Annotated in this window: 19 protein-coding genes; 4 read left to right on the plus strand and 15 right to left on the minus strand. The window is 66.9% G+C overall.

Annotated features, from left to right (window positions below; translation table 11 throughout):
- The first annotated feature begins 4 nt into the window (after positions 1-4).
- Entirely contained in the window at positions 5-1,132 is a 1,128-nt protein-coding gene (locus EAO27_RS09430) for a Gfo/Idh/MocA family oxidoreductase (RefSeq protein WP_242779910.1), read from the plus strand.
- Positions 1,133-1,242: 110 nt separating this feature from the next.
- On the opposite strand, the gene EAO27_RS09435 is transcribed toward EAO27_RS09430, so the two are convergent.
- The 4 genes from EAO27_RS09435 to EAO27_RS09450 all read right to left on the minus strand — a co-directional run bounded on the left by EAO27_RS09435 (position 1,243) and on the right by EAO27_RS09450 (position 5,084).
- Entirely contained in the window at positions 1,243-2,412 is a 1,170-nt protein-coding gene (locus EAO27_RS09435; protein WP_242779912.1) for a thiolase family protein, read from the minus strand.
- Positions 2,409-2,804, minus strand: coding sequence for an OB-fold domain-containing protein (locus tag EAO27_RS09440; protein ID WP_242779914.1), 396 nt, complete (start codon positions 2,802-2,804; stop codon positions 2,409-2,411). The genes EAO27_RS09435 and EAO27_RS09440 overlap by 4 nt, the downstream gene beginning before the upstream one ends.
- Positions 2,801-4,204: an MFS transporter gene (locus tag EAO27_RS09445; protein ID WP_242779916.1), complete on the minus strand. Its 1,404-nt coding sequence runs from the start codon at positions 4,202-4,204 to the stop codon at positions 2,801-2,803. Before EAO27_RS09445 ends, EAO27_RS09440 begins: the two co-directional genes overlap by 4 nt.
- Positions 4,205-4,301: 97 nt before the next feature.
- Positions 4,302-5,084: an SDR family NAD(P)-dependent oxidoreductase gene (locus EAO27_RS09450; RefSeq protein ID WP_242779918.1), complete on the minus strand. Its 783-nt coding sequence runs from the start codon at positions 5,082-5,084 to the stop codon at positions 4,302-4,304.
- A gap of 115 nt (positions 5,085-5,199) precedes the next feature.
- Between EAO27_RS09450 and EAO27_RS09455 the strand changes: the two genes are divergently transcribed.
- Positions 5,200-5,862, plus strand: coding sequence for a TetR family transcriptional regulator (locus tag EAO27_RS09455; RefSeq protein WP_242779920.1), 663 nt, complete (start codon positions 5,200-5,202; stop codon positions 5,860-5,862).
- A gap of 39 nt (positions 5,863-5,901) precedes the next feature.
- Here EAO27_RS09455 and EAO27_RS09460 read toward each other — a convergent pair whose 3' ends face one another.
- Positions 5,902-6,810 (minus strand): LysR family transcriptional regulator, encoded by a 909-nt coding sequence (locus tag EAO27_RS09460; protein ID WP_242779922.1) that lies wholly within the window; start codon positions 6,808-6,810, stop codon positions 5,902-5,904.
- A gap of 85 nt (positions 6,811-6,895) precedes the next feature.
- Here EAO27_RS09460 and EAO27_RS09465 point away from each other — a divergent pair, with 85 nt between their 5' ends.
- Entirely contained in the window at positions 6,896-7,753 is an 858-nt protein-coding gene (locus EAO27_RS09465; protein ID WP_242779924.1) for a sterol desaturase family protein, read from the plus strand.
- A gap of 52 nt (positions 7,754-7,805) precedes the next feature.
- Here EAO27_RS09465 and EAO27_RS09470 read toward each other — a convergent pair whose 3' ends face one another.
- The 7 genes from EAO27_RS09470 to EAO27_RS09500 form a co-directional block, all read right to left on the minus strand.
- Complete coding sequence (locus EAO27_RS09470) at positions 7,806-8,630, minus strand: coniferyl-alcohol dehydrogenase (RefSeq protein ID WP_242779926.1); 825 nt, start codon at positions 8,628-8,630, stop codon at positions 7,806-7,808.
- Positions 8,631-8,650: 20 nt separating this feature from the next.
- The gene (locus tag EAO27_RS09475; RefSeq protein WP_242779928.1) at positions 8,651-10,027 is read right to left on the minus strand and encodes a phosphotransferase family protein; all 1,377 of its coding nucleotides are present in this window, start codon (positions 10,025-10,027) and stop codon (positions 8,651-8,653) included.
- The gene (locus EAO27_RS09480; protein ID WP_242779930.1) at positions 10,024-12,222 is read right to left on the minus strand and encodes a CoA transferase; all 2,199 of its coding nucleotides are present in this window, start codon (positions 12,220-12,222) and stop codon (positions 10,024-10,026) included. Before EAO27_RS09480 ends, EAO27_RS09475 begins: the two co-directional genes overlap by 4 nt.
- 3 nt (positions 12,223-12,225) lie before the next feature.
- Entirely contained in the window at positions 12,226-12,654 is a 429-nt protein-coding gene (locus tag EAO27_RS09485; protein ID WP_242779933.1) for an OB-fold domain-containing protein, read from the minus strand.
- A gap of 4 nt (positions 12,655-12,658) precedes the next feature.
- Positions 12,659-13,876: a thiolase gene (locus tag EAO27_RS09490; protein WP_242779935.1), complete on the minus strand. Its 1,218-nt coding sequence runs from the start codon at positions 13,874-13,876 to the stop codon at positions 12,659-12,661.
- A 69-nt stretch (positions 13,877-13,945) separates the two neighbouring features.
- A complete protein-coding gene (locus tag EAO27_RS09495) occupies positions 13,946-15,172 on the minus strand; it encodes an alpha/beta fold hydrolase (protein WP_242779937.1) in 1,227 nt (408 codons plus the stop codon).
- On the minus strand, positions 15,169-15,843 hold the full coding sequence (locus tag EAO27_RS09500) for an FCD domain-containing protein (RefSeq protein WP_242779939.1): 675 nt from the start codon (positions 15,841-15,843) through the stop codon (positions 15,169-15,171). Before EAO27_RS09500 ends, EAO27_RS09495 begins: the two co-directional genes overlap by 4 nt.
- Before the next feature lie 249 nt (positions 15,844-16,092).
- Between EAO27_RS09500 and EAO27_RS09505 the strand changes: the two genes are divergently transcribed.
- Positions 16,093-17,208 (plus strand): amidohydrolase family protein, encoded by a 1,116-nt coding sequence (locus EAO27_RS09505; protein ID WP_242779941.1) that lies wholly within the window; start codon positions 16,093-16,095, stop codon positions 17,206-17,208.
- A gap of 109 nt (positions 17,209-17,317) precedes the next feature.
- On the opposite strand, the gene EAO27_RS09510 is transcribed toward EAO27_RS09505, so the two are convergent.
- From EAO27_RS09510 to EAO27_RS09520, 3 genes are all read right to left on the minus strand, one after another.
- Positions 17,318-18,568 (minus strand): MFS transporter, encoded by a 1,251-nt coding sequence (locus EAO27_RS09510; protein ID WP_242779943.1) that lies wholly within the window; start codon positions 18,566-18,568, stop codon positions 17,318-17,320.
- Between the two features lie 93 nt (positions 18,569-18,661).
- Positions 18,662-21,067: a TonB-dependent receptor gene (locus EAO27_RS09515; protein ID WP_242779945.1), complete on the minus strand. Its 2,406-nt coding sequence runs from the start codon at positions 21,065-21,067 to the stop codon at positions 18,662-18,664.
- A gap of 128 nt (positions 21,068-21,195) precedes the next feature.
- Positions 21,196-22,206: a DUF2889 domain-containing protein gene (locus EAO27_RS09520; protein ID WP_242779947.1), complete on the minus strand. Its 1,011-nt coding sequence runs from the start codon at positions 22,204-22,206 to the stop codon at positions 21,196-21,198.
- Positions 22,207-22,224 lie beyond the last annotated feature (18 nt).

The raw sequence follows: 22,224 nt of genomic DNA on the forward strand, positions 1-22,224 counted from the left end.
CGGCATGGCGTCCCCTCCCCTTCGCGTCGGCATCATCAGCGCCGCCTGGGGCGCGAAAGCGCATCTTCCGGCCTGGCGCAGCCTCGACGGCATCGAAGTCACGGCGATCTGCACCTCGCGGCCCGAAACCGCAGCAAAGGCCGCGGAGGATTTCAAGGTCGCGCGCGCTTTCGACGATTTCCGCGCGATGGCGGCCGATCCCGACATCGACATCGTCGATTGCGGCACGCGCCCGCCGCTGCGCCACGCGATGGTGATGGCGGCGCTCGGCGCGGGCAAGCATGTCTATAACGGCATTCCCTTCGCGAAGGACCTCGCCGACGCGCGCACGATGCACGACGCCTGGCGGCGTGCGGGGACGGTCGCGGTGGTCGACGCCTTCATGCAGGCGGTGCCCGCGATGGTGCAGATGAAGGCGATGATCGAAGCCGGCTGGATCGGCGACGTGTTCGGCGCCGACGTCGCGTTCGAAGTGCCACTGTTCAGCGCCGCGCAGACCAATGTGCCCGGCTATGTCTGGTTCGCCGACCCCGCCAACGGCGCGAGCGCGGGACGCAACCTCGGCAGCCATATGCTGCACCTGCTGGTGCACTTCTTCGGGCCGGTGGCGTCACTGGCTTCGGACCAGTCACTGGCGTTGAGGGCATGGCCGCTGGACGGCGAGACCATCCGTCCCGCGGTACCCGACCGCGCCTCGCTGCTGCTGCGCCACGCCTCGGGGCTGCCGACGCGGCTCGAAGCCAATTGGGCCAAGATCGGCGGCGAGGGTTTCCGCTTTTCGGTCTGGGGTTCGCAGGGGCGGCTCGAAGCGCGTGCACCGGTGTTCCCGATGGCGCACGATACGCGGCTGTTCGGGACGCAGAATCCGGCGCTCGGCAGCGCGGCGATGGAACAGCTGCCGATCGAACCCACATATCTCGCGGTGCCGGGGTGCCATGCCGTCGCGGATCGCCCCGAGACGGGGTTGCTCGCGCTGGCCTCGATCTTTGCGAAGATGCGCGATGCGATCGGCGGGGCGGGATCGGCCGCTCCCGATTTTGCGCAGGCGCTGCACGTGCACGAAGTCGTCGAAGCGGCGGTACTGGCGTCGGACGAGCGCCGCTGGATCGATATCACCGCGCCAGACCTATAAATCCGTTCGCCCTGAGCTTGTCGAAGGGCCGTTGTTTCTTTTCGAAGTCAAAGAGAAGAACGGTGCTTCGACAAGCTCAGCACGAACGGTGATTGTCTGGCCACCGATTCTCACGCCCGCCGGATCAGCATCGATCCCGCAATGAAGCCGCCACCCATGCCGCACGCACCCACGCTCGCGCCATCGACCTGACGCCCGCCGGCCTGTCCCCAAAGCTGGGTGCAGACCTCGTGTAACAGCCCGAAACCATGCAGGCGCCCGCCCGACAATTGCCCGCCCCCGGTGTTCACCGGAAAGCGCCCGCCGGGGCCGATATGCCCCTCGGCGATAAAATCCTTCGCCTCGCCATGGCCGCAGAAACCCATGGCTTCGAGCCAATAGGGCACGAAGATGCTGAAGCCGTCGTAGAGACCGAGGACATCGACATCGGCGGGCTTCAGGTCGGTGCGCGCCCACATGTCGGCGGCACTGTCATGGGCACCCATGGTCGTGAGGTCGGCGCGCTGGTCCCAGGTTTCCTGCGAGCCGAGCGCGGCGCCCATGGCCTCGATCGTGAGCGGGGCCTTCGCGCAATCTTTCGCCGCATCGGCGGCCGAGACGATCACGACGCACGCCCCGTCGATCGGCACGTCGCAGTCGAACAGACCGAGCGGCGACGAGATCATGCGCGCGCCGAGATAATCCTCCATCGTCAGCGGGGTGCGCATCACCGCCGCGGGGTTCGCTTGCGCAAAGGCGCGCTGGCCGGTCGCGACGAGGCCGAGATGCTCGCGCGTCATGCCGAATTCGTGGAAATAGCGCTGCGCCATCCAGCCCGCCCAGTTCGACGCCGACATCGCGTTGGCGGGTACCAGATAGCTGTACCAGCCGCCAAGCCGCGCGCGGCCCGCGCCGGGGATGCTCGCGCGCTGGCTCGCGGTCTGCGACGAGCTTTCGGTGAGCGCGCGGAAGCAGAGGACATGCCGCGCCTGCCCCGTCGCGACCGCCATCGCCGCGACCTGGATGGGTGCCATCTGCGACGGCCCGTCGGGGACCGCGCTGTGCCAGCGCGTCTTGAGCCCGAGTGCGTTGCGCACCTCTCCGGTGCCGAGCGGCGACATCCCGGGCGAATTGTCGGCCTTGCCCGGATAGGTCGAAATGCCGTCGATATCGTTCTTGGTGAGCCCCGCGCATTCGAGCGCGCGGCGCGCGGCTTCGGCGAGATGGATCATCGCGGGGCGACCCGTCTTGCGGCCGATGTCGGACATGCCGACGCCGGTGATGGCGGCGTTGAGGGTCATTGCGCGGGCTCCCACTGCGGGAACCAGACATCGTCGATGTTGAGGAAGCCGACCTTCATCTTCTGCCCGATGGCGATGCTTTCCGGATCGGCATTCACCACCTCGGCCGTCACGCGCGCCCCCGGCGCGCCGTCGAGATCGACCACCGCGAGCGCGAAGGGCACCGCCATGCCGGGGGCCCACGGCTGATGATTGACGGTATAGGTATAGACCGTGCCGGTGCCGGGGACCGCCCGGCTTTCGACCTTTTCGCTCCAGCATTCCGGACAGACGAGCTGCGGCGGATGGATCGCGCGGGCGCAATCGTCGCAAAAGGCGATCATCAGCCTGCCTTCGGCGCCGCCGGTCCAGAAGGCGGTGTTTTCGGGGGTGAGTTCGGGAAGCGGTCTCATGGCAATTCCTGCGATGGCTGTTGGCGCGGCAGCGCGAGCGCGGTGAGCACCGCGGCGGTGCACAAAGCGGCGATGACGGCGACGGTGACGTCATAGGCGAAGGGCGACGGATAGGCTTCGGTGCCGCGCCGCACGACGTCGGCGGCGAGCAGCGTCGTCACCATCTGCGCACCGATGCCCATGAAAAGCTGGCGGATGACGGTGAGCAGGCCCGAAATCTCGCTGATCCGTTCGGGCGGCGAGGCCTGCGCGATGATCGTCGGGGCGACCGAAAAGAGCATGGTGGTGCCGAAGCTGATCACGATCAACTGGACGACGACCTTGGCGAAACTGTCGACGTCGATCACGAACCAGAGCAGCCAGCCGGTGACGGTGACGATGCCGCCCGCGATCAGCGCGAAACGCCCGCCCCCGCGCGCGGCAAGCCAGCCGCCGAGCGGCCCCGCAAAGACCGAGCTGAGGTTCGAGGGCAGCTTGGCGACCCCCGCGAGCGTCGCGGTGAAGCCGAGTCCAGCGATCGTCCACGCGGGCGCCTGCATGAAGAGCGAGAAGAAGACCGTGATCTGCAGCGCGCTCATCGCGACCAGCGCGGTGACCGCGCTGCCGATGGCGATCGTGCGATCCGAAAAGCTGCGCACCGCGATCAGCGGGTTAGGGCTGGCAAGGCTGGCGCGCCACCACCAGAGGGTGAGCAAAAGTCCCGTACCCAGCGCGGCGAGCGGCAGCGGCGCGGACCAGCCCCAGTCCTTGCCCATGCTGAAATAGACGAGGACCAGCGCGACGCCGGGCGCAAAGGCGAGCCCCGACAGCCAGTCCACGCGCTGCGTCGCGGGGTGCCGCGGCGACGGCGGCAACAGCGCGAAGATCGCGAGCGCCGACACCGCGCACAGCCCCGCGCTGGTGAAGAAGACGCCGTGCCAGCTGAAGCTGTCGACGATCATCCCGCCGACGACCAGCCCCGCCGCGGTGCCGATCGAGGCGCCCGAGATCATCAGCCCGATCGCCATCGGGGCGCGTTCCTTGCCGGCATTTTCGTGGACGAGGCCGATGCACAGCGGCAGGATCGCGCCGGTGACGCCCTGCATCAGCCGACCGGCGAGGAGCACCGGGAAATTGGTCGACAGCGCGCTGATCAGCGAACCCGCCGCACCGATGGCCAGCACGACGACGAGCACCTGCCGTCGCCCGAACAGGTCGCCCAGCCGCCCGACGATCGCCGCGATCGCCGCGCCGACGATCAGATAGCCGGTGATCAGCCAGCCGACCATCGCAGGGCTGCCGAAATCCTCGATCAGCTTCTTGAGCGCGGCGAGGATCATCGCGGTTTCGAACGAGCCCGTGACCTCGGCGATCCACAGCGCGCCGATGACGAGCGGAAGGTTGCGGGAAGGAGCCGTCATGCGCGTCGGCGCCATAGCGCTGGGCCCGTCCAAGGGTGCTTGCCCGAGAAGCACCCTTCGACGGACTCGGGATTGCGGCTGCTGGAGCGAGAAAGGCTCACCCGTCGACCTTCTTCGCACCCTCGGGCACCCCGACCTGCGCGGCTCGGACCTCGATCAGGTCGACGCCGATGTCGGCGGGCAGGCCGATGACCGAAAGCAGCGCCTCGGCCATCGATTCGGGGGTCGCCCCCTCGCCCGTCATCGCGGCGTGACCGGTCTCGACGATCTTCTTGTAAAAGGCCGCGACGGTCTCCTGCGACCAGCTCTTGCCGCCCGACCCGCCCTTGACCGATCCCGATCGCAGCACGGTGACGCGGATGTCGTCGCTGCGCAGCTCGTCGCGCAGCCCGTGGCACAAGGTCTCCACCGCCGCCTTGGTCGCGGCGTAGAGCGCCAGCATCGGGAACGGCATGTTCACCGATTCGCTGCTGATCGCGACCACCTGTCCCCTGGTTTCGCGCAGGTGCGGGATCGCGGCGCGAACCAGCCAGGCGACGCCCAGGACGTTGATGTCGATATGGCTGCGGATGATGTCGTCGCTGCCCGCCTCGAACGCGAAGGGGTGGAAGATCGCGGCGTTGGCGACGATCACGTCGATCCGGCCGAAATGCTCGGCGGTGTGCGCGACGGCGGCATTGACCGCATCGGGCGCGGCGACGTCGCACGGCAGCGCAAGCACCGCGTCGCCGAATTCGCCGGCGAGCGACGCCAGTTCGTCCGAAGGCCGGGCAAGGCAGGCGACCTTCATCCCCGCCTCGACCATCGCGGCGACAAAATGCCGTCCCATCCCTTTCGACGCACCGGTCACAATCGCGACCTTGCCCGCAAGCCTTCCCATCCCGAATCCCCGATTTCTATCGTTGTCGTGTCATTTTTGACGATACGTCAATTTTTTGCCATATCGCAAGCCCGCTGTTAGGATGGCGGGAAGAAATCGGGGCAGGATCATCGTTTTGGCGCAGCAACAGGCAATCAATACGGCGGAAACCATCCCCGACGCGAGCGGACGCAAGCTCGGCGCAAAGGGTCAGCGCACGCGGCAGCAGCTGATCGATGCGACGGTCGCGCTGCTCGAAACGCACGGGCTGCGCGACGTGTCGGTGGTCGACGTCGCACGCGCGGTGCAGGCGTCGCCCGCGACCTTCTATGTCTATTTCAAGGGCGTGCCCGAAGTCGTGCTCGCGGCACTCGAAAGCGCCAGCCAGACCTCGCCCGCGCTCGATGCGATCATCGCGCGCGACTGGCTTGCCCCCGGCGCCGCCGACGCGGCACGCGATTTCGTCGACGAATATACCGAGCTGTGGAACCGCAACCGCACGATCTTCGTCGTCCGCAACCTCGCCGCCGAGGAAGGCGACACGCGCTTCTACGAAGCGCGGATGACGCAGGCACGGCCGATGATGGACGCGATCAGCGAACAGGTCGTGCGGGCGCAGGCCGCGGGACGGACGCCCGCAGGCCTGTCGCCGCGGTCGTGCGCGGGCACGGTGCTGATGATCCTCGAACGCCTGTCGGCGATCGGCCCGATGAGTAGCCACGCCGACGGCGTCGGTTACGACGACCTGAAGGCCGCGGCGGCGCACAGCATCGCGATGATGCTGGGCGCGCGCGACTGACCGCAGGGGCGGTCAACGGTCCGCCCCGATCGCGAGAGGCTAACCGGCCAGCGCCGCATCGAGGTGGCGGCGGAGTTCGGCCAGCACCAGCCCGGCCGCGGGAGCCATCATCTTGCCCTCGCGCACCGCGAGCACCAGATGCCCCTGCCGATAGTCGACGGGCCATGACGCCGGCAGCGGCAGCGCTTCGAGCAGCGCATAGGGCCAGCCGAAATCGGTGAGGGCCGGGGTCGCGACGACGAGCGCATCGCTGTCGAGCGCGACCCGCGCGAGCAGGTCGTAATCGTCGCACGACAGCAGCGGATGATAGCCCCCGTCGCGGCTGCGGCGACCATAGGCCAGCGGTTCGGAAAAGGTGCCGCCGAGCACCGGATAGCGCGCGAAATCGGCCTCACCCGGCGCATCCAGGCCGAACAGCGGATGGCCGCGCCGCGCGAGCAGCGCCAGCGGCATCAGCCCGACGCGGGTGGTCATGATGCCTTCGATCGCGGTCCCCGGGGGCAGCGAGGCGATCAGGAAGTCGAGCTCGCCCTGCGCGAGTTTCATCAGCAGGTTGGGCGCCGACCCGATTTCGGCGGAAATCTCCACCCCGGTTTCGTCGCGTGCGAAGCGGGTCATCGCCGCCGCCAGCGCCAGTTTCGCGGGCAGCGGGCCCAGCCCGATATGCACCTTGCCGAGGCGCCCGCTGCGCATCCCCGACAATTCGGCCTTCAGGTCCGCGACCCCGTCGAGCAGCCCGACCGCGCGGCGAAGCAAGGCGGTGCCCGCGACGGTCGGCGAAACCCCGCGCTTGCTGCGGTCGAAAAGGCGGATGCCCGCTTCGGCCTCGAGCGCCTGGATGCTTTTCGAAAGCGCGGGCTGCGTCAGTCCGACCCGGTCGGCGGCGGCGGCGAAGCTCCCCTCTTCGGCCAGCGCCTTGGCATGCACGAGATGGCGAAGCTCCATCATTCCTATTAGTTATCAATATGTCGAATAACATTCATTGGAGGAATTTTCTGGGCCTGTCTACACCGCCCGGCGAAAGGGGTTTGAGATGGAAATCGGAATCTATGTTCTTCCCGCGACGGCGGCGGTGCTGGTGCTCGAACTGCTGCGCGGGGCGCATCGCGGCATCTACAGCCGCAACGATTTCGCGACGCTGATCCTGTGCATCGCGGTTGCGCGGGTGGTGACGCGGCCGTTCCTCGCGCTCGCGATCGCCTTCGCGCTGACCGCGCTCTTTCCGGCAGGACGCGGCGCGCTCGCCGACATCGCCTTCCTCCCCGCCTATCTGGTGCTGCTCTTCGCCTGCGAATTCACCTTCTACTGGGTGCATCGCTGGGCGCACGAGGCCAAGGGCAAGCCCGGACGCGACTGGCTGTGGAAACTGCACCGCACGCACCATGCCGGCAAATATATGAATGTGCTCGTGACGCTGCGCATCCATCCGTTGTGGACGATCTTCGTCCCGACGACGTGGATCCTCGGCGCAGCGGTCTATTTCGGACAGGAACCCGCCGCGGTGGCGAGCCTGCTGACCGTCTATGGCTGGAATCTTGTCACCCACGCCCACTTCCGCTGGGACGACAAAATCCGGCGTTCGCCGCGGTTCGGGCCGGCGTTTCGCGCGGTCGAGAAATTCCTGGTGTCGCCGGGCATCCACCACACGCACCATGGCTATGGCCGCGACGGCGCCGCCTATCGCAACTATGCGGTGACCTTTTCCTTCCTCGACCGGTTGTTCGGCACGCTCCACATTCCCGAAGGCCGACCGGCACAATACGGCCTGCCCGGCCCGACCCCACCCTGGTACGAAGAGGTGTTCTTTCCGCTGTTCGGGCGGACCCGCGGACGCCGCGCGGTGCAAGAGGCGGCGGCTTCGTCGACGGGTGCCGCGCCCCGGATCGAATAGACCCGCCCGCCTGCCGCCTCCCCCTCGCGAGGGAGGCGGCGGGCGGACCGATTCAGCCCGCCGCTTCGGCGATCATCTTCTGAATGTCGAGCACGCCCGTCGCGAGGCCGCCCGCAAGGCCCGCGTCGACGGGCAGGCACACCCCGCTGATGAAGCTCGCGGCATCGCTGTTGAGCAGGATCAGCGGCAGCGCCTGTTCCTCGGCGGTCGAGTAACGGCCCTTGGCCTTGGCAAAGGCTCCGAGCACCGCGTCGCCCGCGACCTTGCGGAATTCGCCGAGCATCGGGGTGTCGATCGGGCTGGGCATGGTACAATTGATGCGGATGTCGCGGCCGATCAGGTCAGGCGCGCGGACCTGCGTCCAGGTGTTGATCGCTTCCTTGGCGAGGCTGTAGGGATCGCCCACTTCCTCGGCGCGGTCGAGATACCATTGGCGCGCCTCGGCGAAATCCTCGATCGCGATGAACTCGCGGAGCAGCGGCTGGCGCGTCAACCATTTCATGCCGCCGAGCGAAGAGACCGAAACGATCGCAGCGCCGGGGTTGAGGTGCGGGATCCAGCCTTCGGTCCACGCGCGGATGCCGAGGAAATTGACCGTGACGACATCCTCGCCCGGGAAGGTCTGCGGCAGGCCCGAGACGTTGAACACGGCGTCGATCTTGCCGCCGATGCTGGCGATGCCCGCGGCGATGGCATCGGGGTTCTTGAGATCGACTTCAGTGAAGCTCGCGAGGTTCACGGGCGAGGGTTTGATGTCGGCGCCATGCACCTCGGCGCCGAGATCGACGAGCGCGCGGGCGCAAGCCTCGCCGGTGCCCGAGAAGCAGCCCATGACGACGACGCGCTTGCCCCTATAGCCCAGAATATCCTTCGACATGGTCTCTACCCTTTCAGATCTTATTGCAGCGGTGCGAATTTCGTGTCGGCGAGGCCGCCCATCGCGTCGGCCATCAGCGCCGCTTCGCGCACCTCATGCGCGTTGCAGAGGATGATCGCGGCGTCGGTGGCGATGCGGTCGCCCGCGACGGCGTCGCGGAAAGCGGACCAGGCGGTGCGGTAATCGGGAAAATCGAGCGCCAGCGCGGCTTCGATCTCGGCCTTTTCGGCGGCGTGGAAGCCGGGCTCGAAACGCTCGATAGCCCGCCACCATTTGATGAGGCGGGCCATGCCCTTGGCCTTTACCGCGGCTTGCTGGTCCGCGAGGCGCGGGACGATGGTGTCGCGGATGTCGTCGAGAGCGATGGCGAAACTCTTGTCGTGCGCGCCGCGCGGGGCATCGGGTAGCACGACGGACGGCAAGGCGATGCCGGCAGCCTCAGCCAGCGCGTGCGACAGCACGCGGCGGTGGATCGTCGAATAGACGAGGTTCATGCCGAGATTGGGGGGTGGCGGCGCGTCGGGATCGTCGTAGCGCGAGCGCCGCGCGAAGCTGGTCTGGAAGAGCAGACGCCAATAGCGGATACGCGCAAGATCGATCCGATGCCCGCCCGCCGCTTCATAGGCAGAAAAGGCCTGCGGCAAGGGCACGAAGCCCTGGAACAGCATACGCAGCGCGAGCATCGCAAGGTCCGCCATCGGGTCGCCGTAGTGGACGAGTTCCCAGTCGAGCAGCGCAGTGACCCGGTCGCCTTCGTAGAGGAAGTTGCCGGGACCGGCGTCGCCATGGACGATCACCGGCGCGGGCATGCCGGCGGGGATATTCGCTTCGAGCCAGTTCAGCGACAGGTGGATCAGCGGATCCCAGTTCCCGCCGCCGTTGCCGTGGCGCAGTTCGGCGATGCGGCGGCGGATAAAGGTTTCGGCGGGCTCGACCGCTCCCATACCCTCGACCGGGGTCGCCGCGACGTCGATACGGTGGAGCGCGGCGAGCTGACCCATGAAATCGGCGGCGAGCGCGTCGCGCTGCGCCGCGTCGGCGATGCCCCCGAACCGGTCCTTGCCCGAAACGAGGCCGCAGACGAGCGCGCGCTGGTCGGGGACCGCGGCATAGAAAGGCGCGACGCGGACACCCGCGTCGGCGAGCGGGCCCGAGAGCGCGCGCAGCACCGCTGCTTCGCGCAGGAAGGCAGCGTCGTCGCCCGCCCCCGCCTTGTGGACGTCGTAATTCATATAGGCGCTGACGGTGCGCCCGTCGGGCCAGGAAAGGTCGAGTTCGGCACCTTCGCGCGAGGCGCCGCCGCCGCCGCGTGGGCGGACCGCCACGACGCTTGCGCCGCTGGCGGTTTCGACCGCAGACGCAAGGTCCGGCGGGAGACGCTCGTGCGGGTGGCTCATCCGACGACCTTCGCTGCGCGGAAAGCGGCGATCTCCGCATCCGAATAGCCGATTTCGCGGAGGATTTCGTCGCTATGCTCGCCGACCGCGGGACAGCAGCGCTTGAAGACCACCGGCGTGTCGCCGAAATTCCAGAAGGCGCCGGGCTGCTCGACTATGCCGTAGAGCGGCTGGGGCAGGGCCGAGATCAGGCCCAGTTCGCGATTCTGCGGGTCGTCGAAGAAACGGTGCATCGCATTTTCGAAATTGACCGCGTCGGCGGGGACGCCGACGGTTTCGAGGTCGGCCAGCAGGTCGGCGGCGCCCCGCGCCTTGGCCCCGGCCTCGAAATCCTCGCCAAGCAGCTCGCCGAGCGCAGCCTGCTGCCCGGGCTTGTGCGCAGCGACGGCGACCCACGCGCCATCGGCGCATTGGTAGATGCGATGATAGGGCGAGAAGCCGGTCTGGTCGCTGGTGAGATGATAGGTGCCGGTCAATTCGCCATCGGCGCCGATCAGCCGCTCGCCCTGCGTGAAGGTAGCCATCCCGAGCAGCGAGGTGTGCGTCGTATAGCCCCGCCCTGTCGTACGCTTTGCGTAAAGCGAGGCCATCAGTTCGACGAGGCTGCTTTGCGCGGTTGCGACGTCCATCGTGCCGGGGCGGTTGAAGACGGGACGGTTGCCCTCACCCGCATTTTCGAACTCCCAGCCGGCGATCGCGTTGAAGATCGAGTCATATCCGGGCCAGTTGTCGCGCGCGCCGCGCTGACCATAGGCGCTCGAATAGTTGAACGCGATGTCGGGATTGTACCGGCGGATGCCCTCTTCGCTGAGGCCGAGCTTCGCGGCGCCCCTGAAGCGCATATTGTGGTGCACCAGTTCGGCCCATTGCAGCAGCCGTTCAAGGATCGGTTGCGCTTCGGGCCTGGTCAGGTCGAGCGCGAGGCTGCGCTTGCTGCGCGCCGCGGCCTGATAATAGCGGTGCATGAAGCGGATGCGATCACCGGTCAGTGCCTCGACCTTGACGACGTTGGCGCCCATGTCGCCCATCATCGATGGTCCCATCGGTCCAGCAAGGAACATGCCAAGGTCGAGCACGCGCACGCCTTCGAGGACTTCGGCGGGGGCTGCGCTCGCCGCCGGGCCCGGTCGGGGCGCCCAATCGACGTCGCCGCCCTCGCCGAGACGCGGCGCGGGGCGGCCCTGCGGCAGGTCGGCGTTGGTATGAAAGGGCACGTTCGGCTGGCGCGTCGGGCCGAAGTCGGGGTCGTCGACGTCGACGACATAGCCGTTGGCGATCGCGTCCTCGTGTCGCAACACCCCACCCATCGGAAAGGCTGGCTCGGCCGCGATATCGGCGGCGCGCAGGTCGGCGAGCCAGGCGTCGAGCGGGCGGCGACGGAAGGCTTCGGCCTGCCCGGCCTCGGTTTCGAGGTCGATGTCGGTTTCGGCCATGACGTCCCACATGGTGGGCATCGTCGCATAGTCGAACTGGCGCGTCGGATCCATGATCTGGAGCCAGTCGCCATCGGCGCACTGGAAGAGCTGCTGCGCGATCGCGCGCGGCTTGTCGGGCGGATAGGGGACGGGATTGGGCATCGGCCCTTCGCTGTTGCGCGCCCAGACGAGCGGCAGCGTCGCGAGGAATCCCTGGAAGATCGAGGTGTGTGCCGCCCCTCCCTTCCCGCTTTGCAGCCGCATCACGAGCCGCGCGAGCAGTCCCGCGGCGGCGAGATGCGCCGCGGACCAGCTGCCCTGCCGATAGCGGTAGACGATCGGGCCGGCGCGGTGGCCGTCGTTTTCGTACATCGCCCCGACGCGCGCCGCGACGAGCAGTTCGTCGTCGCTGCGCTCGACATCGGGATGGTTCGCGGGCGAGCCGGTGATAGCGGTGACGACGAGATGCGGATGGCGCGCCGCGAGGCTCGCGTCGTCGAGCCCGAACGCCTTTGCACGCAAGGGCGTGAACTGGTGAAGCAAGGCGTCCGCGCCGGCGAGGCGGTCGTCGAGCATCGCCAGTCCTTCGGGCGTTTCGATATCAAGGACGAGGCTCTTCTTGCCGCGATTCCAGTTGGCGAAGGGCGCGGTGCCGCGTGCGGGGTCGCCGCCCGGGCGCTCGACCTTCAGGACGTCGGCGCCGAGTTCGGCCAGCATCAGCCCGGCGACCTGCACCGCCATGCCCTCGCCGATCTCGACGATACGAAGGTCGCCGAGCATCGCTCAGACCTTGCGGAAGTTGGGGAGGACCCAGCCGTCCTGGATCGGGGTCCAGTCGACGGTCACCTTCATCCCGATATGGACATCCTCGGCATCGCAGCCCGAGACATTGGCGTTGAGCCGCGTGCCCGGCGCGCCGTCGAGATCGACGACGACGGGGGCATAGACATAATCCTCGCCATTTTTCGGATTCTTGCTGCAGATCGCGAAACTGAAGATCGTCGCGGTGCCGGGAAGCGTCGGCCACTCCTTGGCGCGGCTGCCGCATTCGGGGCAGACCGCGGTCGGCGGCATGCGGAAATGGCCGCAATCGCCGCACTGGCACGCGGTGAGCCTGCCCTCCTTCGCGGCGTGCCAGAAGGGCTCGGTATCAGGGTTGGTGGTGATGCGGATCTGGTCGCCGGGAAGCGCGCGGGCGGGGCCGTAGGTCATGGGATCAGTCCTTGCGCAGGATGAGGCTGGAGACGGGGAGCGACGCGGGGCCGCCCGAGACGAGCGCGAATTCGGCGTCCCTGACCTGATTGATCGCGGTACCGCGCACCTGTTCGACGCCCTCGACGATATGCGTCATGCCAATGATATAGGCTTCGTTGAGGTTGCCGCCATGGGTGTTCACCGGGACGCCGCCGTTGACGCCCTTACCGGTCGCGGGATCGTAGCGCAGCTTGCCCGACAGGACGTAGTCATTGCCCTCGCCCTTTTCGCAAAAGCCGTAATCTTCGAGCTGCATCAGCACCATCGGGCTGAAGTGATCGTAGATCAGCGCGACATCCATGTCCTTGGCGCTGAGGCCCGATTGCGCCCACACGCGGTCGGCGGTGAACTTGTGCCCCGAACTCGCGAAATGAGGGTCGGGCATACCCATCCACGCAAAGGCCCTACCCCATTCGCGCTGGCCGCCATGCGCAGCGGCGTGGACCACCGCGGGCTTGTGGCGGCAGTCCTTCGCGCGGTCCATCGTCGTCGTGATCACCGCGACCGCGCCGTCGGTTTCGAGGCAGAAGTCGAGACGGCGGAGCGGGTCGGCGAGCATCACCGAGGCGTCATATTCTTCCTTGGTCAGCGGCGCCTTGCGCACCGCCTTCGGCCGGTTGTGCGTGTTGGCGCGGGTCGCCATCACCACCTCGCCGAAGGCATCCTGCGTCGTGCCGTAAAGATGCATATGGCGGCGTGCGAGCACCGACATCAGATGGCCAGGCCCGACGAGCCCCGACGGCTGGAGGAAGCTGTTTTCGGGGTTGGGCGCCGCCGAGCCGAAAACGACGCCGAGGCGATGCTGCGGCAATTGCTGCAGCGCCATCAGCGTCACCGAATAGGTGCAATCCTCGTTCATCAGCCCCGCGGTCGCGAGCCCGATCGCGCCGGGACAGCCGCCGCCGCCGCTTGTCAGCGTCGCCGACCAGCTGATGTGCGGCATGCCGAGCGTTTCCATCAGGCTGGCGGTGTCGAACTTGTCGAGATAGCCCGCGCCCGCGGTCGAATAATAGGAGAAGCCGTCGATCTGCTTGTGGCTGATACCCGCGTCGGCGCAGGCGTTCACGATCGCCTCGGCCGCCATGTCGTTGATCGTGCGCGGCCAGCTCTTGCCGCGCACATAATAGTCGGTCGCCCCGACCCCGACGATCGCGCACTTGTCCTGATTGACCCAGGCCATCCGCCTCTCCTCCGAATCCTAGTTATATAACTAGGTTGGATATGATGCTGGCGGCTGCTTGTCCAGCCGTCAAGCGAAATGGAGTTTGCGATATTTGCCGCGAAAATAGAGCAAGGGGTCGCGGCGCGGCTCGAAAATCGCCTTGAGCACGCGTCCGACGAGGATGAAATGATCGCCCCCGTCGTGCACCGCATCGCGCGAACATTCAAAGCTGCTGAGCGATCCGCTGAGCACCGGCGTGCCAAATTCGCCGAGTTCCCACGGGGTAATGCCGAAGCGATCCTCGCCCTTGCCCGCGAAGCGGTTCGAGGTTGGTTGCTGGCCGATCTGGAGGACGTTGACCGCGAAGCGTTCGGCATCCTTGAGATAGGGGGCGCTGCCGGCGTTGTTGGCGATGCAGACGAGCAGCAGCGGCGGATCGAGCGAGACCGAGGTGAAGCTGTTCGCGGTCAACCCGATCGGCGTGCCGTCGGGACAGATGGCGGTGACGACGGTCACCCCCGTGGCGAAACAGCCGAGCGCATCGCGAAAGGTGCGAGCGTCGCTGCCCGCGCGATATTCGGGCGACCCGCGCGGGGCGCGGCGTTCGAGAAAGTCGATCAGATAGCCGCCGAGCGCGTCGGCGCGGTCGTCGGTGACGACGAGCGTGCTGTTCTCGACCTCGGCCAGTTCGCCGTCGGCCAGCTGGGCGACGAACGCGGCGGCATCCGTCCGCGACACGAGTTCGCTGATCGCGCCGCGCACATAGAGCGTCGGCAGCGCGAGCTTGCCGGCGATCCCATCGAGGCGGTCGGCCATTGCCGAGGTGTCGAGCGTATCGAACAATCGCAGGTCCCAGCGCGCCTGCCCCGGTGCGAGCGTCGCGGCCTCGCGCAGCCGTTCGCCGACCCGCCGCGCCACCGCCGGATCGACGTCGACGGGCGAATCGACGAGCACGAGCCCCGATGCGAGCAGCGCCGCATCGCGTTCGAGCGCGGCGCTGGCGATCCAGCCGCCGAGCGTCGACGCGACGACGACGGGACGCGTCCCCATCTGTGCGAGCACGGCGCGCAAATCCTCGACCAGCGCCTCGAAATCATAGCGGCCGTCCTCGGGCCATTCGCTGCCGCCATGACCGCGCAGGTCGAGGCTGATCACGCGGCGCCCCGCCTGTTCGAGCGCATCGGCGACGCTCGCCCATACGCCGCGGGTCTGCCCCGCGCCATGGACGAGCAGCACCGCGGGGTCGTTTTCGGAACCCGCGACCTCGGCCTCGAGCCGGACCCCCGCGAAACCCCGATATTCGACGATGCTCATTCCTGATCCTTCTTTGCCGCGTGCAGCCACGCGTCGAACTGTTCCGACCGGCGCCGCATCATCAGCCGCGCGATGTCGGCGTCACCGTCGATGATCGCGGCGATCAGGCTGCGCTGCATCGCGCGCGTCCGGTCGCGACGGTCGGGATCGGCGTAGAGGTCGCTGCCGCGTTCGTCGAGACCGAAGCTGTAACCGATCTCCATCACCAGTTCGACGACCGGATTGCCGCTCATCGCGGAGATCAGCCGCGCCATTTCGACCTCGGCGGCGATCAGCTCGCGCGGCGTGTCGTTGGCGTCGATCGTCGCGGCAAAGGCGCGCAGCCGCGCGACGTCGGCGTTGCCGCGCCTGTTCGCGGCAGCGGCGGCGGCCTCTTCGGATACCGGACGCGTCACCTGGATCACGTCGAGCAGGTCCGCGCCCTTCATACGGAGAAAACGCGCGAGCGACTGGATCGCGTCGCGCGCGTCGGGGCGCGCGGCAAAATAGCCGCCCTGCGCACCGCGGCGGATACTGATGAGCCGGTCGCGCTCGACGAGCTTCGCCGCCTGCCGCAGCGTCGGGCGGCTGACGCCGAAGCGTGCGATCAGATCGTCCTCGGCGCCGAGATGCGTGCCGGGGTCGGCGGCGAGGCTGAGCTGAGAAAGCTGGCGGGCGGTACGGCTCGCCAACGTTTCCGACGCCTCTCCCCTCACCCGTTCGTGCTGAGCTTGTCGAAGCACCGTTCTTCCTTTCGAGGCCCAAAGACAGGACAGCCCTTCGACAAGCTCAGGGCGAACGGAGATTGGGCATTCACGTTCAATTAGATATCTATTTATGCGACAAGATGGATGATGTCTATCCCATGCGGCGCTTGACTTATATAACTAGGTATCTTTTAATCGCGCAGAGATCGATCAGCGAGTCGAGAGGAGATTGCCGTGAAACCCTTCATCTTCAGCGCCGACAGCCACATCATGGAACCCGCCGACATCTTCCTCGACGGCCTGCCCGCGTCACTCAAGGATCACGCGATCCACGCCCGCATGGAGGGCGAATATCTGGTCACCGGGACCAAGGACAAGATCATCTATCGCCTGCGCGTCGGCCAGCATCGCGAGAAGCAGCTCGGCGACGCGCAGCGCAAGGGCATCCGCGAAATCCCGGGCCGGCTCGAGGATATGGAGCTGGAGGGGATCGACAGCGAAATCTGTTTCCCGTCGCTCGGCCTGTGGCTCTATTGCCTCGACGATCCCGAGGCCGAAGCGGCGTCGGCGCGGCTCTACAACGACTGGAACGACGCCTTCCTCGGCGGCCATCCGAACCGCTTCGTGCGCTGCGGCATGCTGCCCGTACTCGATTTCTCGAACACGCTCGCCGAGCTCGACTATCTGGCGTCTAAGGGTTTCACCGCGGCCATGCTGCCCGCGACGACGCCCCCGGCGCTGCCCAAATATAACAGCGAGGCGTGGGACCCGATCTTCGCCCGCGCCGCGACGCTGGGCATCGTGTTCGTGATGCACACCGGCACGGGGCTGGAAAGCGTGATCGTCGAGCGCGGCCCGGGCGCCGGGATCATCAACTACACCAACCAGATGAACGACGCGCAGCACAGCGTGATGTACCTGGTGGCGGGCGGCGTGCTCGACCGCAATCCGGGCGCCAAAGTGGCGTTCATCGAGAGCGGCGCGAGCTGGCTCGTCGCGCTCGCTGAACGCATGGACGAGGTGTCGGTCGCGCATGCCAACTTCGTCTTTCCCAAGCTCGGCCGCTCGCCGAGCCGGATCGTCGACGATCAGGTGTGGGCAAGTTTCCAGCACGACCGCGCATGCATCGCCTCGGCAGCAGCGGGGCTACCCGGCGCGAAGAACGTCATGTGGGGATCGGACTATCCGCACGCCGAAGGCACCTTCCCGATCAGCCGCCGCATCGTCGACGAACTGTTCGACGGGATGGACGTCAGCGACGAAGTCCGGCGCAATATCCTGGGACTGAACGCCGCGCGGCTGTTCGGGATCGAGCCGGTGGTGGCGACGAGCGCGAAGGTCGCGGCGTAAGCTTTCGACGCATTCGATTCATTGCGTCATTGCGAGCGAAGGGAAGCAATCCAGAGCGGGTTTACGCCACTCTGGATTGCTTCGCTCGCAATGACGATGCTTGGGGAGGTCACGCCTCCAGCGGCCTTGCCGTCCGCCCCGCCATGATCGCGGCGACCCCGCCGACCAGCAGGCAAAAACTGAGCGTGGCCAGCGACGGCTGGAGCGAGAGGTCGCCGTATCCGGGCGTGAAATAGCGGCTGAGGAAGCCCGCGACGGTGCCGCCCAGCCCCACGCCCGCAAGCCCGATGAACATGTTGATCGTCGCGGACATCATCGCGCGCATCTGTTCGGGCACCTGCGCGAAGCAGAGCGCGATGATCGGGCCCAGATGCAGCGTCATCATGAACTTGACGACGACGAAACAGGCAAGCGCGACATAGGCATTGTCGCTGATCGCGAAATAGAGACCGAAGGGAAAGGAAACAAGCAGCCCGATCCCCGCGAACCAGCCGTTGAAACGCGGGTTCGCCTTGCCGTAGCGGTCGCTGACCCAGCCCGCGACGAGATTGCCGATCACCAGTCCCGCCGCCATCGCACCGCCGAGCCAGAAGCCGGTTTCGGTCTTGTCCATGCCGTGGACGCGCTGGAAGAAGGAGGCGCCCCACAGGATGAAGGCGAAGCCCGTGAGCGGCACCATGCACAGCAGCAGCCCGACCCAGCGCAGCGAGGGATTGCCCGCCATCGTGCGCAGCACCTCGCCGACGCTCGACTGGCGCGGCGGGACGGCCGCGACGGCCCCGCGGCGCCTCGGCTCGGCGGCGAGCAGATAGACGAGCAGGCCAACCCCGACGCCGGGCAGCCCGACGATCAGGAAGACGGTCCGCCAGTCGTACCATTGCGACAGCCAGCCCGCGAGCGCGAGCCCGCCCGACAGGCCGACCGCATTGGCGGCGAGCATGATCGAGATCACCGTGGTGCGGCGATCCTTGGGGAAGATATCGGTGAGCAGCGACAGCCCCGCCGGCCCGGCCCCCGCTTCGGCCGCGGCAAGTCCGACGCGCGCGAGTAGCATCTGCCAGAAATTATGCGCGAAGGCCGAAAGCGCGGTCGCGATGCTCCAGATCGACACGCAGATCGCGATGACCAGACGGCGATCGCCGCGGTCGGCGTAGCGCGCGATCGGAAAGGCCGCGAGCGCATAGAAGGCCGCAAAGGCGATGCCGGTGAGCAGGCCGAGCTGCGCGTCGTCGAGCCCGAGCTCGACCTTGATGTCGTCCTGGAAGAGCGTAAAAACCTGGCGATCGACATAGCTCAGGATCGCGACGACGACGAGCAGGCCGAGCGTCAGGCCGCGGCGGCTCGAAGGTTCCGAAGACATGCTTTTCCTTTCGCCGGGAGGACGGACAAAAAAGAGGGGAGGTCCGGTCGCCCGTCCCTCCCCCAATGCTCCCTTGAGAGCGCCCTGTGGTTCCTAGAATTTGAAGCTGGCGGTCACGCCATAGCTGCGCGGTTCGTTGTACGACGTCCCGACATAGATGTTGCTCAGCAAAAGCGTGTATTGCTGTTCCTGATCGTTGGTGAGGTTCTTGCCCCACAGCGCGACCTCGAAATTCTTCTCGGGGCCGAAGCTGAGCGCGACGCGCGCGTTGAGCAGGCCGAGCGATCCCGACTGCGCCACCGCCGCGAGCTGATCGGCCTGCGCCTGCGTCAGCCCGAGCCCGCCCGGCGCGGTGGAGGTGAACATGTTCACCGGAATGTCGATCTGCGGCATCTTGCCCTGCCACGCATAGACGATGTTGGCGTCAAGCCCGACCCCGCCAAAGTCCTGCTTGTAGTTGGCACCGACGGTGAACTGCTTCTTGACCAGACCGATGAGCAGATAGTCGCTCTTGTCGACGGTCACGATCGCCTGGTTCGGCGGCACGCCGTCGAGCGCCTTGCCCTCGTAGCGCGTATATTTGGGGTCGCTGAGCGCGCCCGACGCGAAGAGGGTGAAGCCGTCGACGACTTCGATCGACGCATCCGCCTCGACGCCCCAGGTTTCGGTGTCGGCATTTTCGATCACCGTCTGACTGATGCCGTTGGGAGCGAGCACCGGGCTGCGCTGCGCGTCGCGCACCTTGTTGTGATACCCCGCGACGTTGAAGCGCGCACGCCCGTCGAGGAAGGTCGTCTTGATGCCGATTTCCTGCTCGTGCACGATTTCGGGATCCGACGGGATCGAGTCCGCGAGGGTCACCGTGCGCAACTGCAGCGCGCCCGAACGATAGCCCTTGCTGTGCTTGGCATAGACAAGAATGTCGTCGGTCACGTCATAGTCGACGCCGATCGTGTAGGAGAGGTTGGTGAAGGTTTTGTGCCGTTCGCGGTCGCAGGGGATCGCCACGGTCGCGGGCGTGCAGCGCACGAACTGGCCGGTATTGTCGACCACGTCGCCCGTCTGGGTGGTCACGCGCTTGTCGTCGATCGAATAGCGCAGGCCGCCGGTGACGCGGAGCGCGTCGGTCAGCTTGTAGTTGAGCTGGCCGTACATGCCATAGCTGTCGTTATCGAGCTGGCCCGAGAAGTTCGACCAGTTGGTGCGGCCCACGAACTGCGGCGGAACCGTTGGCCCTGCGGTGAACTTGCCGTTGAACAGGTTCGAGCGCGACTGGTCGAACCCGGTTTCGCGGAAATAGGTGATGCCCGTGGCGAAATTCAGGCGGTCGTCGAGCGCGGTGCCGGTCAGCTGGAGCTCGGACGAATATTGCTTGAGGTCCTGCGTGCCCTCGGTGAAGTGGCCGACGACGCTCGATCCGTCGAGGTCGATCAGATTCTCGCTCTGGACGCCGCGATAGCCGTTGATCCAGCGGATCTGGCCAAAGTTGGTGTCGAGAATGAACTTCGCCGAATAGGTCTGCGTCTGGGTCTTGTTGAACGGCCCGCGCGGATCGGCGCCGACGACGGCCGACGGCGGCGTGTAGGCGGCGAGATTGGGGTTGCCGCCGAAATCGGCACGCTCGGCCGCGGCGATACCGTCGACGATCGGCTTGGCGGGACCAAAGGCGGCGGGGGCGTTGAAGAAGAGGTTCTGGCGGACCGGACCGTCGATATAGGTGTCGTACCATTCGCCCGACAGCAGGACCTCAAGCGTGTCGGTGGGCTTCCAGCCCAGCTTGACCCGGCCGTTGATCGTCTCGCGCCCTTCATATTTGGCGCCGGTGTTGACGTCGGTCTTGTAGCCGTCGCGCTTCTGGTAATAGAGCGCACCGCGGATCGCGAGGCTGTCCGAGAGGCCGAGGTTGAGCACCGCCTGCCCGGTGCGCTCGTCGAAGCGCCCATAGGTCGCGCTGAGCTTGCCCGAGATTTCGTCGTAGCGCGGATTGGCGGTCTGGATCAGCACCGCACCCGCCGAGGTGTTGCGGCCGAACAGCGTCCCCTGCGGACCTTTCAGCACCTGGACATTCTCGACGTCGACCAGTTCGACGTTGAGACCATAGGCGCGCGCGACGTAGATTTCGTCGAGATAGGTCCCGACCGACGGTTCGAGCGTCGCGATATTGTCGTTCTGGACCTGACCGCGCATCGCGAGCGAAAAGGCCGTCGGATTGTTGCCGGCGCCGCGGATGTTGAAGCCGGGAGTGAAGCTCGCAATATCCTCGACCTTGGAGATACCCTGCTCGTTCAGCGTCTCGCCGCTGAACGCGGTGATCGCGATCGGCGTGTCCTGGATATTGGCGTCCTGCTTGGTCACGCCGATCACGACGATCGCGTCGTCGTCATACTGGGTCTCTGCGGGAGCCGCCTGGGCAAAGGCCGGGGCCGACGACAGGGCGACGGCGGTGAGCGACACCGTCGCCAGCATCCGGACCGAATCGCGCTTTTGCTTGAAAATCATGGTCAACATCCTCCCCGCGAGGCTTCCTGGCGTCCCCGCTTCCCGAGTTGTATAACTAAGTCTAACAAGACAGACAAGTGGGTTGCGCGATTTTCTCGCATGCCGTTACGGAACGCGTATGCACTCCTTCAGTCGGGCAGGCTTCTTGCCAGCGCGGGCACATCGGCGAGCGCGCGCAGCACGTCGTTGAGATGGGTGCAGCCCACGGTTCCGGCGAGCGTGTCGAGCACCGCCTGACGAAACTCCCCGACATTCTGCCCGACCATGCGCGACGCCTTCATCGACGCGCCGGGACATTCGCGGAACGGCAGGATCAGCGGCAATGCCTGCAGCGCGAGCAGCGTCCCGCTCGCCTCGTCGACCTCGGCATAGACGCGATATTCGTGGATCGCGGTGCGCGTACCCTGCGGATTGGGGCCGCTGTCCTGGAAACCGGCATCGACCTTGAGCACGCCCTCGGCGCGCCAGACATCGATACGGCGGGCACGGCGGGCGAGCGGACGCCCTGCCTGCTCGGGCAGTTCGTGCCAGCCAAGAGGGTCGTCGGGATTGACCAGTGGACCGACCTCGGTCGCCGACTGATCGCCATGATCGACCGTACCGTCATCGGCCAGCGAACTGGCACCTTCGGTAAAGCCGGTGCAGATGCCGACCATGCGCCCCTTGTTGCCCGCGGGCGACTGCGCGCGCGCCGCGCGCATACGCGCGTGCCAGTCGGGCACCCAGCGCGACCAGATCCATCCCGCGACCAGGCTGGCGCCGGCGAAGTCGTCGAGCACCTGGAACAGCGGCGTACCGCGAAGCTCGCCGAGGGTTTCGGCAAGCCCCGTACGGCTCGCTCCCCCCGCCCGCACCCCGACCATGTCCTGCGCGCGCGCATGGTCGGGAGCGACGGCAATTTCCAGTATCTCGCGGGCCGGCGAGGTCCGGATGCGGAACTCGCCGCCCGCGAGTTCGACCGCCTCGCCGGTATCGGACGTGAGCAGGTCGCGCGCGCGCCCCGTCATGATCCACGGTTCGCCGAACCCGTCGGGCCAGTCTGAATCGATCGAGGTGGTGCGCCGGATCGAACCCGGGCGGCGGAGCGGTGCCGGTCCGGCCGACCGGCACGCGAACGGAAATTGCTGGGGTGCGTTCAAATCATCATTCCTGCTTGG

The organism is Sphingopyxis sp. YF1 (assembly GCF_022701295.1).
Taxonomy (GTDB): Bacteria; Pseudomonadota; Alphaproteobacteria; order Sphingomonadales; family Sphingomonadaceae; genus Sphingopyxis.

Coding starts and splice junctions, on each gene's coding strand:
- EAO27_RS09460 (WP_242779922.1), bottom strand. CDS start 6,810: ATGATGGAGCTTCGCCATCTCGTGCATGCCAAGGCGCTGGCCGAAGAG.
- EAO27_RS09485 (WP_242779933.1), bottom strand. CDS start 12,654: ATGACCTACGGCCCCGCCCGCGCGCTTCCCGGCGACCAGATCCGCATC.
- EAO27_RS09490 (WP_242779935.1), bottom strand. CDS start 13,876: ATGGCCTGGGTCAATCAGGACAAGTGCGCGATCGTCGGGGTCGGGGCG.
- EAO27_RS09480 (WP_242779930.1), bottom strand. CDS start 12,222: ATGCTCGGCGACCTTCGTATCGTCGAGATCGGCGAGGGCATGGCGGTG.
- EAO27_RS09465 (WP_242779924.1), top strand. CDS start 6,896: ATGGAAATCGGAATCTATGTTCTTCCCGCGACGGCGGCGGTGCTGGTG.
- EAO27_RS09440 (WP_242779914.1), bottom strand. CDS start 2,804: ATGAGACCGCTTCCCGAACTCACCCCCGAAAACACCGCCTTCTGGACC.
- EAO27_RS09475 (WP_242779928.1), bottom strand. CDS start 10,027: ATGAGCCACCCGCACGAGCGTCTCCCGCCGGACCTTGCGTCTGCGGTC.
- EAO27_RS09445 (WP_242779916.1), bottom strand. CDS start 4,204: ATGACGGCTCCTTCCCGCAACCTTCCGCTCGTCATCGGCGCGCTGTGG.
- EAO27_RS09470 (WP_242779926.1), bottom strand. CDS start 8,630: ATGTCGAAGGATATTCTGGGCTATAGGGGCAAGCGCGTCGTCGTCATG.
- EAO27_RS09515 (WP_242779945.1), bottom strand. CDS start 21,067: ATGATTTTCAAGCAAAAGCGCGATTCGGTCCGGATGCTGGCGACGGTG.
- EAO27_RS09495 (WP_242779937.1), bottom strand. CDS start 15,172: ATGAGCATCGTCGAATATCGGGGTTTCGCGGGGGTCCGGCTCGAGGCC.
- EAO27_RS09450 (WP_242779918.1), bottom strand. CDS start 5,084: ATGGGAAGGCTTGCGGGCAAGGTCGCGATTGTGACCGGTGCGTCGAAA.
- EAO27_RS09430 (WP_242779910.1), top strand. CDS start 5: ATGGCGTCCCCTCCCCTTCGCGTCGGCATCATCAGCGCCGCCTGGGGC.
- EAO27_RS09510 (WP_242779943.1), bottom strand. CDS start 18,568: ATGTCTTCGGAACCTTCGAGCCGCCGCGGCCTGACGCTCGGCCTGCTC.
- EAO27_RS09435 (WP_242779912.1), bottom strand. CDS start 2,412: ATGACCCTCAACGCCGCCATCACCGGCGTCGGCATGTCCGACATCGGC.